The sequence below is a fragment of the Streptomyces sp. MBT53 genome (genome assembly GCF_016654115.1).
Taxonomy (GTDB): Bacteria; Actinomycetota; Actinomycetes; order Streptomycetales; family Streptomycetaceae; genus Streptomyces.
In genome coordinates, this window is sequence record NZ_JAEQAZ010000057.1 from 15,084 (window position 1) to 27,613 (window position 12,530).

Annotated in this window: 13 protein-coding genes; 6 read left to right on the forward strand and 7 right to left on the reverse strand. The window is 70.4% G+C overall.

Going from position 1 to position 12,530, the window contains the following annotated elements; all coding sequences use genetic code 11:
* The first annotated feature begins 55 nt into the window (after positions 1-55).
* Positions 56-664, forward strand: a complete 609-nt coding sequence (locus JHN45_RS22125; protein ID WP_201050177.1) for a hypothetical protein — start codon at positions 56-58, stop codon at positions 662-664.
* A 43-nt stretch (positions 665-707) separates the two neighbouring features.
* Here JHN45_RS22125 and JHN45_RS22130 read toward each other — a convergent pair whose 3' ends face one another.
* The 3 genes from JHN45_RS22130 to JHN45_RS22140 all read right to left on the reverse strand — a co-directional run bounded on the left by JHN45_RS22130 (position 708) and on the right by JHN45_RS22140 (position 2,979).
* Complete coding sequence (locus tag JHN45_RS22130) at positions 708-1,046, reverse strand: DUF3817 domain-containing protein (protein WP_200715382.1); 339 nt, start codon at positions 1,044-1,046, stop codon at positions 708-710.
* A gap of 112 nt (positions 1,047-1,158) precedes the next feature.
* Positions 1,159-1,668, reverse strand: coding sequence for a MarR family winged helix-turn-helix transcriptional regulator (locus tag JHN45_RS22135; protein WP_200715383.1), 510 nt, complete (start codon positions 1,666-1,668; stop codon positions 1,159-1,161).
* Positions 1,669-1,701: 33 nt separating this feature from the next.
* Positions 1,702-2,979, reverse strand: coding sequence for an MFS transporter (locus tag JHN45_RS22140; protein ID WP_236583936.1), 1,278 nt, complete (start codon positions 2,977-2,979; stop codon positions 1,702-1,704).
* Between the two features lie 88 nt (positions 2,980-3,067).
* Between JHN45_RS22140 and JHN45_RS22145 the strand changes: the two genes are divergently transcribed.
* The gene (locus tag JHN45_RS22145) at positions 3,068-4,051 is read left to right on the forward strand and encodes a DUF5937 family protein (RefSeq protein WP_201050178.1); all 984 of its coding nucleotides are present in this window, start codon (positions 3,068-3,070) and stop codon (positions 4,049-4,051) included.
* 689 nt (positions 4,052-4,740) lie between these two features.
* Entirely contained in the window at positions 4,741-5,733 is a 993-nt protein-coding gene (locus JHN45_RS22150; RefSeq protein WP_201050179.1) for a glycoside hydrolase family 6 protein, read from the forward strand.
* Between the two features lie 29 nt (positions 5,734-5,762).
* Here JHN45_RS22150 and JHN45_RS22155 read toward each other — a convergent pair whose 3' ends face one another.
* Positions 5,763-7,718 carry a kelch motif-containing protein gene (locus JHN45_RS22155; RefSeq protein WP_201050180.1) on the reverse strand — a complete coding sequence of 652 codons (1,956 nt, stop codon included), beginning with the start codon at positions 7,716-7,718 and terminating at the stop codon, positions 5,763-5,765.
* 3 nt (positions 7,719-7,721) lie between these two features.
* A complete protein-coding gene (locus JHN45_RS22160) occupies positions 7,722-9,506 on the reverse strand; it encodes a glycosyltransferase family 2 protein (protein ID WP_200713176.1) in 1,785 nt (594 codons plus the stop codon).
* 232 nt (positions 9,507-9,738) lie between these two features.
* On the opposite strand from JHN45_RS22160, the gene JHN45_RS22165 reads away from it, so the two are divergent.
* Positions 9,739-10,704: a phosphotransferase enzyme family protein gene (locus tag JHN45_RS22165; protein ID WP_201050181.1), complete on the forward strand. Its 966-nt coding sequence runs from the start codon at positions 9,739-9,741 to the stop codon at positions 10,702-10,704.
* On the opposite strand, the gene JHN45_RS22170 is transcribed toward JHN45_RS22165, so the two are convergent.
* Positions 10,701-10,994 (reverse strand): MTH1187 family thiamine-binding protein, encoded by a 294-nt coding sequence (locus tag JHN45_RS22170; RefSeq protein ID WP_019073144.1) that lies wholly within the window; start codon positions 10,992-10,994, stop codon positions 10,701-10,703. The two genes, JHN45_RS22165 and JHN45_RS22170, sit on opposite strands and share 4 nt — an antisense overlap.
* A complete protein-coding gene (locus JHN45_RS22175) occupies positions 10,991-11,350 on the reverse strand; it encodes a DUF3817 domain-containing protein (RefSeq protein WP_200713174.1) in 360 nt (119 codons plus the stop codon). Before JHN45_RS22175 ends, JHN45_RS22170 begins: the two co-directional genes overlap by 4 nt.
* A gap of 123 nt (positions 11,351-11,473) precedes the next feature.
* Between JHN45_RS22175 and JHN45_RS22180 the strand changes: the two genes are divergently transcribed.
* Both JHN45_RS22180 and JHN45_RS22185 read left to right on the forward strand, forming a co-directional pair.
* Entirely contained in the window at positions 11,474-11,797 is a 324-nt protein-coding gene (locus JHN45_RS22180) for a DUF6191 domain-containing protein (RefSeq protein WP_201050182.1), read from the forward strand.
* Between the two features lie 100 nt (positions 11,798-11,897).
* The gene (locus JHN45_RS22185) at positions 11,898-12,530 is read left to right on the forward strand and encodes an AIM24 family protein (protein WP_200713179.1); all 633 of its coding nucleotides are present in this window, start codon (positions 11,898-11,900) and stop codon (positions 12,528-12,530) included.

The window sequence follows — 12,530 nt, forward strand, 5'->3', positions numbered from 1 at the left end:
GGCAAGGCCCACTGGCCGGACGCGGGCGTGAAGGATGAAGGGGAGGCCAGGCGCGGTGCCGCGTTTTACGGAGTTCGAGTTCGGTGTGTCGTGGGTGATGGGGTTCTTCCACCAGGACTGGACCCACGACGGGGACACGGCCGCCGAGGTCGTCGCGAACCACCTCGCGGGGTGGAGCGACGAGGCGGCCCTGGCGGTGCGCCGTGACGCGCGGACCCTCGGCAACCTGCCCTCGGAGACGCTGGAGGTGCTCTGGAACGCCGGGGCGGAGTACCTGCCGAGTTTCGAGACACGGCTCGGCAGCGGGGCGGAGTGGACGCGGACGGTCGTCGGCCTCTGCGATGCGCGGCTGTCCACGGAAACCGGCGTACACCCGCTCGCGGGAGCGGACACGGAGGACGGCACGGCCTGCCTCGACGCGGTCGTCGCCGAGATCGAGGAGACCCGGTTCCTGGCGGACGAGGTGCGGGCGGCGCTGGTCGACTGCGCCCGCCGCTGCACTCCGGAGCTGGCGTTCCGGGTGCTGTTGAGAGCGATGCTCCGCGCCACGCGAGGCGCCTCGCTGTCCCCGGACCGGTACGGGCGCCTGGAGGCCGTCGGAACGGCCCTCCAGTACGGCGAGTTCGTGGTGGACAACGTCAGGTTCCTGGTCGAGGAGCCCTGACAGCGGCCCACGGGCCCGCACTCGGCCGAGTACGGGCCGGTCGCTACGCCTTCGCGGCCACCGGAGTCGGCTCGACAATCTTCGACTCCAGCTCGTGGCTGATCTTGCGCTCGACGAAGAAGGCCGCGGTCGGAATCGTCCCCGCGAGCAGCACCCAGAGCTGCTTGCCGACCGGCCACTTCGCCTTGGAGCCCAGGTCGAACGCGAAGAGGAGGTAGACGACGTACAGCCAGCCGTGCGCGATGGCGACGACCTCGGTGAAGCTGCCGGCGCCGTCGATCTTGAGGAGGTACTTGGCGATCATGCTGAGGCACAGCAGGACCAGCAGGACACCCGTGACGTACGCCATGACGCGGTAGCGGGTCAGCACGCTCTTTTTCATGAGGACGAGCGTAACGACCGGTTCCGGGCGATCTTTCCCCGGGTCAGTGCTCGTCTTCTGCCCGGGTCGGTCCTCGTCCGTTGCCCGGGTCAGTCCTCGTTCTTCGCCTGGGTCAGTCCTCGTCGAAGTCCGCCGCCGCGACCCTGAGCGGGCGCAGCATCGCGAAGATCTCGCCGCACTCCTCCTCGTCGTAGGCGCTCAGCCCGAAGTCCATCTCCATCAGGTCGCGGGTCGCCGCGTCGCAGACCTCGCGGCCCTTGTCGGTGATGGAGGCGAGGGTGCCGCGGCCGTCGTTGGGGTTGGGGCGCTTGGCGACCAGGCCGGACCTGGCCAGCCGGTCCACGGTGTTCGTCACGGACGTTGGGTGCACCATGAGCCGCTCGCCGATCTTGGACATCGGCAGCTCACCCGCCTTGGAGAAGGTGAGGAGCACCAGCGCCTCGTACCGCGCGAAGGTCAGTCCGTACGGCTTCACGACCGCGTCGACCTCGGCGAGCAGGATCTGCTGTGCCCGCATGATCGAGGTGATGGCGGCCATCGACGGTACGTTTCCCCAGCGCTGCTTCCAGTGTTCGTCGGCGCGGGCGATGGGGTCGAAAGGGAGACTGAGCGGCTTCGGCACGTCACCAGACCTTACCGGCCGGTCACATCGTGGTCAGCCCCGTCTCGTCTTTCGGTCCGCCGAGGGTCCGTCGGCGGTCTCCCGGCGGTCACCTGGCGGTCCCCCGGTGGTCCTGCGGGCTTCCAGCGCGAGCAGGGCGCAGCACACCGTGCCGAGCGCCCCGGCCCCGACGACCGCCCCGCGCACCCCCGCGAACTCGGCGGCCGCACCGGCCAGGGCCATGCCCACGCCCTGGATGGTCATCAGCCCGGCGGTGAGCAGGGTCATGGCCCGGCCGCGCAGTTCCTCGGGAACGTCCCGTACGAACCACTGGTCGAGGCCCAGCGTGTACGCGGACCCGGCGCCCGCGATCACCAGCAGCACCAGGGAGAGGGCGAGGCCCGGCCGGGAGGCGTAGGCGAGGTAGGGCAGCAGGGTGCAGCAGACCAGCGGGAGGGCGATCCGCTCGCGGATGGCGGGGCGGAGTCGGGAGCCGGCGTACAGCTCGCCGGCGATCGTGCCGACGGGCAGGGCGCACATCAGCAGCCCGAGCCCGGTCGAACCGGCGCCGAGTTCGGCCGCGTAGGGAGCGGCGAGCGCCTCCGGGGCGACGGAGAACATCGCCGGGAGCCAGAACAGCAGGAGCAGCGCCCGCACACGCCGGTTCGCGAGCACCTGCCGGGCGCCCTTGAGGGAGTCGGCCAGCAGGGCGCCCCCGCCGCTCGCCCGGGCGGGGCGGCGCCGCGTGCCGAGGCGCAGCAGGGTCGCGGAGGTGAGGAAGGTGCCCACGGTGATCAGCAGGGCGTGGCGCGGAGAGACGGCGGTGAGCAGCAGGCCGCCCAGCCCGTATCCGACGAGCAGCGCGCTCTGCGACACGATCCGCAGCAGCGAGCGTCCCAGCACGAAGAGGTCGCCGTCGCCGAGGATGTCGGCGAGCGTCGCCATCCGGGTGCCCGCGAACACAGGTGAGACGACGGCGAGGGCACAGCGGAGCAGCAGCAGTACGGCGATGCCGGTGCCCGGCGCCACCATCGCCGCGACGCAGCCCGCGCACACCAGGTCGCAGACCACCAGCACGCGCCGGGCCGGGTAGCGGTCGGCGACCCCGGCGAGCAGCGTCCCGCCGACGAGATACGGCAGGAACCCGACGGCGAACGCGAGCGCGCTCATCAGGGGCGAGCCGGTGAGGTCGTAGACGAGGACGGAGAGCGCGATCTCGGTGACGACCACGCCGAGCAGGGACAGCGCGTGCGCGGCGAAGACGAAGCGGAACTCGGGGACGGCGAGGACGCGGCGGTAGCCGGTAGGCGGCGCGGATGGGGCTTGAAGCATGGGGAGCAGCGTGCTCGGCGGCACCTCCCGCCCATAGAGTTTCGGACAGGGCCGAATCTTCTGGCCCGGTTCTTGGGGGGGGCGAGACATGCCGTCGCGACTGTATTTCGGGGAGGACGACTTCCTCCGGTGCCGGTTCGCCGTGTCACCGCTCTGGGAGACGCAGGAGGTCGTACGCACGCTGAAGCGACCGGAGCGGCACGGGTATCACGCGTCCTGGCTGCGGCGGACCGGTACGGCGGCGGCCGCTCTCGATCTCGCGCCGCTGTGGCTGCTGATGCCGCAGACCGGGCACTGCCCCGACTGGCTGTGCCCACCGCCGATCGGTCCGGCGGCCACCTTCGAGGAGGAGATCGCCGCCGTCCGCGCGGTCGATCCGGCCGAGGCCCGGGAGGACACGGCGAGGTCGCTGGCGGACACCCCGGGCGCGCTGGAGTCCGCGCGCGGCCGGGCCTGGCTGCGTGAACCCGCCCGCATGATCGAGGAGTTGGCGGACGCGATGGAGTCCGTCTGGCACACCTTGGTCGCACCGGACTGGCCACGGCTGCGCGCCCTGCTGGAGGCGGACATCGCCTTCCACTCGCGCCGGCTCGCCGAGGTAGGGCTGGGCGTGCTGCTCCCTGAGATCAGCCGGCACTGCGCCTGGGACGCCGGGACGCTGACCGTGGACTTCCGCGGCGAGCACGAGCGCCATCTCGGCGGTCAGGGCCTCGTCCTGCTCCCGAGCGTCTTCATCTGGCCGAACATGGTGAGCACCTTCGAGCCACCCTGGCAGCCGACCCTGGCCTACCCGGCCCGTGGCATCGGCGCACTGTGGACCGACCCCGCCGACCACACCCCGGACGCGCTGCTACGCCTCCTGGGCCGCGGCCGAGCCACCGTACTGACCGCCCTCACCGAACCGTCCTCCACAACCGCCCTCGCCCACCGCCTCCACCTGGCCCCCTCATCGGTGTCCGCCCACCTGACGGTCCTGCGCGACGCGGGCCTCCTCACGGCACGACGCTACGGCCACCAGGTGCTGTACGAACGGACCGCGCTGGGCGCAGCGCTGGCAACGGGCGGGGGCTGACCGGCGCGCCGGGGCCGGGCGCGGTACGGCACGGCACGGCAACACCCGACACTGCGCGCCGACGGACGGCGTCGGGAAACAGCGCCGGCCCCACGCGGCGCCCGACCGACGCGCCAGCCGGGCGCGGCACGGCAACACCCGACACTGCGCGCCGACAGACACCACAGGAATCCGCGCCGCCCTCGCACGGCGGCCGACCGACGCACCGGCGCCTGACCCCGTGCGCGAACGCGCACCGCCGGGAATCCGCGCCGGGCTCCGGGCGTCAGCTGAGCAGCGCACCAGCGCCTGCCTCAGCGCACGAACAAACACCACCGGGGATTCCACACCCACCTCGGACGGCGCCCGACCCCCACGCCAGACCCGGCGCAGTGCGGCAACACCGGACACCCTGCGTCGACGAACCGTGTCCGGAATCCGCGCCACCCCTCGCGCGGCGGCGCCCCACGGACCAGCGCCTCACCCGGCGCGCGAAGAACGCCCGCCGGAAGTCCGCGCCCACCACCTCAGGCACCGGTCGACCGGCGCACCACCTCCCGCCCCCGCCCCCGCGCATGAACGAACACCACCGGCAGCCCGCACCCACCTCCCGCGTCGGCCGACCGGCGCGCCAGGGCCCGGCGCGGTGACGGATCGTCCACAATTAATGACGAATCGTCACTTAATGTCCCCTCGCGCAAGGGAGCGGCATGTCCCGGCTGATCCGCACGTTCGCGGTGGTCTCGGTGTTCGGGCTCGCGGTGGGCTGTTCGTCCGCCGGCGATGTCGACGAGGCGTCCGTCGCCGGTGCCCGGTCCAAGGACCCGGCGCACGCCACGTCCTTCTGGGTCGACCCGGCGAGCCCGGCGGCCGAGCAGATCCAGATGTGGGAGCAGGAGGGGCGTAAGCACGACGCAGCGCTGCTCGAGCGGATCGCCGATCAGCCGACCGCGCTGTGGCCGGCGGGCGAGCTCGACCCCGGCCCGGTGATCCGGGCGGCGACGGCGTCCGCGCGTCAGGAGGGGCGTACGCCCATCTTCGTCGCGTACGACATCCCGCACCGGGACTGCGGTCAGCACTCGGCGGGCGGGGCGGCGGACGCGGACGCCTACCGGGCCTGGATCGGGAAGTTCGCGGAGGCCCTGGGCGACTCCAAGGCGCTCGTCGTGCTCGAACCGGACGCCGTCGCGCACATGGTGGACGGGTGCACCCCGGGCGAATACCAGGGCGAGCGGGAGCAGTTGCTGAGCGAGGCGGTCGTCCGGCTGAAGCAGCAGTCGGGTACGACGGTGTATCTCGACGCGGGCAACCCGGCCTGGATCCGGGAACCTTGGAAGCTGGTCGAGCCGCTGAAGCGGGCCGGGGTCGGGGAGGCGGACGGGTTCTCGCTCAACGTCTCCAACTTCCAGACGGACGCCGTGACGAAGAAGTACGGCGTCCAGTTGTCGAAGGATCTCGGCGGCAAGCACTTCGTCGTCGACAGCAGCCGCAACGGCAACGGGCCGCTGGCCGGCGCCTGGTGCAACCCGCCGGGGCGGGGACTGGGCACCCGGCCGACCACCGACACCGGCGAGCCTGCTCTGGACGCCTACTTGTGGATCAAGCGGCCCGGCGCCTCGGACGGCACCTGTGAGGGCGGTCCCGACGCCGGGCAGTGGTGGCCGGAGTACGCCCTGGAGCTGGCGCGCAACTCCAAGGCGTGACAAGGCAGTTCAGATCAACCGGGTCAACTTCACTGCACCTGGATCCACTTGGCCTCCGACGGCGTGCCGTCCGCGTCCGTCACGAACAGCATGTACCAGCCGGGCGGCACCAGCGCCCGGTCGTTCGGTACGTCCACCGTCACCGACTTGCCGTCCTTGACGAGGCCGAGTTCGATGGAGCGCTGCTCGACGTCCGTCGTGTGGGTGACCGAACTCGGCCGCATCAGACGGGCCTTGACGACCCGGTCGGGGTGGTCCGTGCGGAAGGTCGCCCGGTGGTGGCGGTCCAACGTCTGCGGACCGTCCTGCAGTACGGGCCTGTTGCCGCCGTTCTTGTGCAGCGCGGGCGGGGTGAAGATCTCCATGCGCTGCTCGAAGTGGCCGAGCTTGGTGTTGGCCTGGTCGTCGAAGAGCGGGTCGGAGCCGAAGGTGACGACGCGGCCGTCGGGCAACAGCAGTGCCTCGGAGTGGTAGTTGCGGCCGACCATGGGGGCGGCGGCCTCGCGGAAGGCGTTGCCCTTCGGGTCGTAGAACTGTGCCTTGAAGATGTTGCTGGCGCTGCGGCCGCGGTAGTCGGAGGAGCCGTTGGTGGTGAAGACCGAGTCGTCCGGCATGATCACGCTGTTCAAGTACCGGGTTCCCTGGGGGAGGTTGGGGCCGTCCTTGAAGACGGGGCTGTCCTGCTTCAGGTCGACCACGGCTGTGCGCGGGGTCGACTTCTTGGACTCGCCGACGCCTCCGCCGCCGAGGATCATCACCTTCTGGTCCTGGGCCGGGGGCAGCAGGAGCGAGGAGGAGGTCTCGGTCTCGTCGGGGTCGCGCAGGCCCGCCACCGTCGTGAACTTGTTGGTCTTCAGGTCCCAAATGCCGGGCTCACGGCCCTTGTTGGCGGGGCCGTAGCCCGCGTTGGACGCCGGGTAGAAGAGCTTGCCGCCCTTGGTGAGGAAGAGGGCCGGGTAGGTGGGGAAGTAGCGCTTGGGGCCGGGGGTCCACTTCTTGGTCTTCGGGTCGTAGATCTCGTTGTCGCCCTGGTCGATGACGCCGACGTCGTCGAGCCCGGAGACGGCGAGGACGCGGCCGTCGTCGAGGCCGACGAGGGTCGGGTACCAGCGGGCCTTGTCCATCGGGTCGACGGCGATGTACCGCTCGGCCTTCGGGTCGAACTCGTAGGCGGCGCGGATGCCTTGGTAGTCCTGCTTGTCGAGGGTGATCTTCTCGGAGAGGCCGTACGTGTTGTTCGCGTCGATGCCCTTGAGGCCGACGACGTCGTACTGGGCCTGGTTCTCGGTGACCGACATCGGGCCCGCCTCGGTGGCCTCGACGAAGACGCGGACCTCGCTCGCGGTGACCCTGGTCTGCCAGGGCTGCATCACACCGCGGGCGTTGTACGTGACCTTGAACTCGCGCTTGGCCTTGGGGACGGTGACGTCGAACCTGGTGACGTAGTCGACGCCGGCCGGTGAGCGGAAGACGGTGCCCTTCTTGAGGAACATCGGCTTGTTGGGGTTCTCGTTCTTCACGCGCATACCGCCGCCGGCCCGCTTGACCTCGCCGTCGAGGAGTTCGTAGCGGGCGGTGCCGCCGGCCACCAGCAGGTTGCCGCTGGGGAGTTGGCTGTGGCCGCCGCAGAAGAAGTCCACCGGGGTGGGGATCTTCTTGAAGGTGTTGGCCTTCGGGTCCCAGAGGACTGTGTCGAAGGATCCGGCGTTGAACTTCTTCTGCTCGTTGCCGGAGCCCGCGACGATCAGCACCTTGCCGGTGTGCAGGAGCGAGGCGTGGATGGCGTTGGTGCGGTACTCCTTCGGGATGTCGATCTGGTCCCAGGAGCCGTACTTGGCCATGTAGTCGGGCCGCGTGATCTTGTACTCGTGGTACTGCTCACCGGCGAATTCGAGGGCGGCCGGGGCGTTGAGACCGGCCAGGACGGCGATGCCGCCGATGCCGAGGACGGTCTTCCTGGTTTTCTGGGACGGCTGGTACGCCATGGTCTAGTTGCCCCCTGTCGTGGTGCCGGAGACGGACGGCCCGGCGCCGGTGGTGGCGAGAGCGGGTTCGACGGTGTCGAGGGTGCGCGCGGCGCCCAGCAGCGCGTGCCGCTCCCGGCGCTCCTTGACCAGCGAGCCGACCCAGACGCCAAGCGGCGCAAGGGAGATGACCGTCGCGAGGACGGCCCAGGTGCGCATGGCCGCGTGGGTGTGGTCGAGGACGACGGAGGCGGCCAGCGAGGTCGCCAGGAGGATCGCCCAGGAGAGATGGATGCGGAAGGTCATCACCCGGTCCGGGCTGGCGTCGCCGCCCTTGGGGGTGACGACGAACCGGCTGGGCCTGCGGACGATCGCCTCGCCCAGGGACTTGAGGTAGATCGGCGCGGAGAGCGCCGACATCGCCATGCCGGCGAGACCGCCCGAGCCCTCGGGTTCGTGCGGGGAGACGTTGTGCCGCCGGTTCCAGAGATACAGCCCGATCTGCAGCGCGGCGGCGTCGCTGTAGAGCATCAGCCAGACCGACGCGGCGACCTGCGTGCCGGAGGCCCCGAACCACAGGAACAGGACGCAACTCAGGATGCCCAGCAGCCAGTTGACGGCCGTCATCGGGTAGTAGACGAGCATCATCGTGTACGAGAACAGCCGCCCGGGAGGCATCGTGAACGGCGCCTTCCAGTACTGCTTGATGAGCGTCTCGTACGTGCCGCGCGACCACCGCATCTGCTGGGTGAAGAAGTCGGTCCAGGAGGCGGGCCCCTCCCCCACCGCGAGGACGTCCGGGGTGTAGACGGAGCGCCAGTGCGTGCGGGTCAACGGGTTGCGGTGGCGGTGGAGTTCGAAGCCGGTGGCCATGTCCTCGGTGATGGAGTCGTACAGCCCGCCGATCTGTTTGACGGCGGCGATCCGTACGACGTTGTTGGTGCCGACGAACATGGGGGCGCGGTAGCGGTTGCCGGCGCGCTGGATCAACGCGTGGAAGAGGAACTGCTGCGACTCGGCGGCCTTGGTGACGGGGTTGTGGTAGTTCCCGTACACCTGCGGTCCCACGACGAAGGCCACGTCCGGGTCGCGGAAGTAACCCATCATCCGCTCGAGGAAGTTGGGGAGCGGAACGTGGTCGGTGTCGACGGAGGCGAAGAACTCGTAGTCGCCGCCGTGCATCGCGATCCAGGCGTTGTAGTTCCCGTGCTTGGTACGGGCCTTGTGGACGCCCTTGGGGCGGTTCCACTCGGGAACCCCGTGCCGGGTGAAGTGCCGTACGCCCAACTCGGCGCAGAGCGCCTTGGCCTGCTCGTCGTCGCCCTCGTCCAGGAGCCAGACGTCCACAGGGCCGGTGTGGGTGACGTTGACCGCGCCTTCAAGCGTCGCGCGGACCATGGACAGGGGTTCCTTGCCCGGGACGTACGTCGTGAGGAAGGCGACGCGGGTGCCGGGGGCGGGGACGACGGGGACCGGGTCGCGGGCGACCAGCGTGGCGTGGGCGACGGAGGCGACGTTGACGACCATGAACAGCTCGATGAGGCCGATGGCTATCAGCATCGTGATGTCGAGCCCGACCATCCATTCCTGACCACCCTCGCGCTCCACCCAGTGGGTGGGCCAGACGAGATAGACGAGCAGGGCGGCGGTCAGCACCGGGGCGAGGCTCATCAGGAGGACAGCGCGTATTCGGTGGGGCTCGCGCGAGAGGAGCGAGGTGTACTGCACCTGGTACGACGCACCGGACGGCTCGGTGAGCGGTCCGGCCAGTCGGCTGTAGGTGTCGTAGTCGTAGCCCTCCGGCCGCACAGCGCCCTCCAATGATTGAGGAGTGATCGACGCCCGGGGACCGCCGGAACCGTTGGGTTCCGAAGATCGACCGGGCCGATAACCTCACACAAGTGGAGAATTGAGGGCGTGTCGAACTGGGTGCGTCCAGGTGGGTGGGGGGTTGACCCCGGCGGCGGTACGGGCGGAGAACCAGGGGCAGAGACGGCTCCGGGAGAATGCCGCGACGATCAGCACTCCGAAAGGCACCCGCATGCACGGCACCGCCGATCTCATCGCCGAGACCTACGCGCTCGGCGCCGGACCGTGGACGATGACACCCGTCACCCGGGGCGCGCTCGGCCAGATCTGGAAACTGTCCGGAGCCGGCACCTCCTGGGCGGTCAAGGAGCTCCTCTTCGGCTGCGACGAGGAACAGGTCCGCCGCGAGGCCGCGTTACGGCGGGCCGCCGAGCGGCTGGGCATCGCGTCGCCGCGGCTCATGCCCGATCGGCGGGGGGCGTACGTCTCCCGCCTCGGCTCGGGCTCCCCCGTCAAGCTGTACGACTGGATCGACGGCACCCGCGCGGACGCCTCCGACCCTGACGTCCTGGACTGGTTCGGGCGGACGATGGCCCTGCTGCACCGGGCGGGAGCGGGCGGGACAGAGCCGCCGAGCGGCTGGTACGAACGGTGCCCACGGGACGCCGAGTGGAAGGAGCTGCACACGAAGGTGGAGCGCGCCGGGCTGCCGTGGGCGGACGCGCTGGGCCGGTTCGTCGCCACCTCGGCCGTGGAGCTGGCGCGCTGGGTGACACCGTCCGGTCCCGACGGCCTGGTGACGTCCCACCTCGATCTGCAGCCGCAGAACGTGCTGGTCGGCCCGGACGGTCCCGTCCTCCTCGACTGGGACAACGCCGGATCGGCCTGCGCGGAACGGGAGTTGGCCCGCGCGCTGTTCGTGTGGTCGGGCGGGAACGAGGGGGACGTCGAGGCCGGTGCCCGGGTGGCGCGGGCCTATCGCGAGGCCGGCGGGAGTGCCGTCGTACGGGGGCCGGGGTCGTTCTCGATGCTCTTCGCGACCGAGCTCAACTACGTGCGGGTGCAGGCGGAGTGCGCGATCGACCCGACGGTGACCGCCGCGCAGCGGGAGTTCGCAAGCGGCCAGGTGGTCGCCGCGCTGGGCCGGGTACCGGACCTGGCCGCCGTGTCTCGGTTGTGCGCGGCGCTGGACGGCTAGTCCGCCAGGTGTCGTTCGACGGTCTCCACCTTGGAGGTGAGGCCGTCCGTCACTCCGGGGCGGATGTCCGCCTTGAGGACCACGGAGACGCGCGGGGCGCGTGCTTCCACGGCGGCGACCGCGCGCTTGACGACGTCCATGACCTCGTCCCACTCGCCCTCGATGGACGTGAACATCGCGTCGGTGCGGTTGGGCAGACCCGACTCGCGGACCACGCGGACGGCGTCGGCGACGTACTCCCCGACGTCCTCGCCGACACCCAGCGGTGTCACGGAAAAGGCGACGATCATGCCTGCACCGCCCCTTCCTGCTCCTGGCGGGCGCGGGAGGCGATGGCTGCGTCGACTGCATTCTCGGACTCGCGGCGGAGCTTGCGCTCGGCGAAGAAGCCGCCGGTGGGCAGGACGGAGAGGACGAAGTAGAGGGCGGCCGTCTTCGGTCCCCACTTGGTGCGGTTCCAGGCGTCGGCCCAGAAGAGGACGTAGAGGATGAAGAGGACACCGTGGACCATGCCCATGACGGGCACCGCGTTGAAGTCCGTGGTCCGCTTCAGGACCGAGCAGACGAGCAGCAGGAGGAAGGACACGGCCTCGGGGGCCGACACCAGGCGGAGGCGGCGGATTGCGGTGGCGGTCTTGATGTCCACAGGTCACCTTCGGTGAGGGAGACGTCCACAGCTTGTGAACGCGAGCACAAACGTTCACCCATTGTGGCAAACGGCCGAGCGGGCCGAGACTGGGGGTCCGTCGCCGACCCCCCGGGAGTGTCCGTGCAGTTCGTTTTCTTCATGACGCTGCCCGGCCTTGTGGTCCTGCTGACGGTCCTCGCCTTCCTCGACCAGCTGCTTCTGAAGGCAGGCCGGGCCGGGGTGCTGCCCTGGCGGAACGCCGGTCGGCAGGGGCAGATCTCCGCGACCGGCTTCGAGCAGCTGCACGCGAGCCTGTCGCCGGGCAAGCAGACCGAGTTGAAGGAACGGCAGAGCGCGCTGGTGATGCGGGACGACGAGGAGGACGGCGACCCGCCGTGGTCGACGGTCGACCTGCGGACGGGGACAGCCGTCATACGTCTCGGCTCGCCCCGCGACACGCCCTAGCTCTGCCCCGCTCTCCGCCCTAGGGGGCAGGTCAGGGTCGTTCTCCACCCACGGGCCCTGTCCGGGGGCGCGCCCCTGCGGTTACCTTCGCACGGTGGCGATGTTTCGACTCCAGGGCAGCAAGGTGCTCGCCGTCGACATGACCGGGGACGCCGTGAAGGCGAAGAACGGCTCGATGGTCGCGTACGACGGGCAGATGGCCTTCAAGAAGATGACCGGCGGCGGTGAGGGCATCCGGGGGATGGTCACCCGGCGGCTCACCGGCGAGCAGATGACGGTGATGGAGGTGAGAGGGCAGGGCACCTGCTGGTTCGCGGACCGGGCCTCCGAGATCAACCTCGTGAACCTCCAGGGCGACAAGCTGTACGTCGAGTCGAGCAACCTGCTCGCGACCGACGCGGGACTGAGAACGGGCACGACGTTCACGGGACTGCGCGGCGCCTCGCAGGGCAATGGGCTGTTCACGACGACCGTCGAGGGCCACGGCCAGGCGGCGATCATGTCGGACGGCCCGGCGGTGGTGCTGCGGGTGAGCCGGCAGTACCCGCTGACCGTCGACCCCGGCGCGTACATCGCGCACCAGGGCAACCTGCAGCAGTCCTTCCAGTCCGGTGTGACCTTCCGCACCTTCTTCGGGGAGGGCGGCGGCGAGGCCTTCCAGATCCGCTTCGAGGGCGACGGGCTCGTCTACGTCCAGCCCAGTGAGCGGAACACGATCGCGGGGGACGTGTGA

What these genes read in the sequence shown, in the direction of transcription:
- JHN45_RS22170 (WP_019073144.1), bottom strand. Translation starts at nt 10,994, where the DNA reads ATGATCGTCGCCTTTTCCGTGACACCGCTGGGTGTCGGCGAGGACGTC.
- JHN45_RS22155 (WP_201050180.1), bottom strand. Translation starts at nt 7,718, where the DNA reads ATGGCGTACCAGCCGTCCCAGAAAACCAGGAAGACCGTCCTCGGCATC.
- JHN45_RS22185 (WP_200713179.1), top strand. Translation starts at nt 11,898, where the DNA reads ATGTTTCGACTCCAGGGCAGCAAGGTGCTCGCCGTCGACATGACCGGG.
- JHN45_RS22140 (WP_236583936.1), bottom strand. Translation starts at nt 2,979, where the DNA reads ATGCTTCAAGCCCCATCCGCGCCGCCTACCGGCTACCGCCGCGTCCTC.
- JHN45_RS22165 (WP_201050181.1), top strand. Translation starts at nt 9,739, where the DNA reads ATGCACGGCACCGCCGATCTCATCGCCGAGACCTACGCGCTCGGCGCC.
- JHN45_RS22130 (WP_200715382.1), bottom strand. Translation starts at nt 1,046, where the DNA reads ATGAAAAAGAGCGTGCTGACCCGCTACCGCGTCATGGCGTACGTCACG.
- JHN45_RS22150 (WP_201050179.1), top strand. Translation starts at nt 4,741, where the DNA reads ATGTCCCGGCTGATCCGCACGTTCGCGGTGGTCTCGGTGTTCGGGCTC.
- JHN45_RS22145 (WP_201050178.1), top strand. Translation starts at nt 3,068, where the DNA reads ATGCCGTCGCGACTGTATTTCGGGGAGGACGACTTCCTCCGGTGCCGG.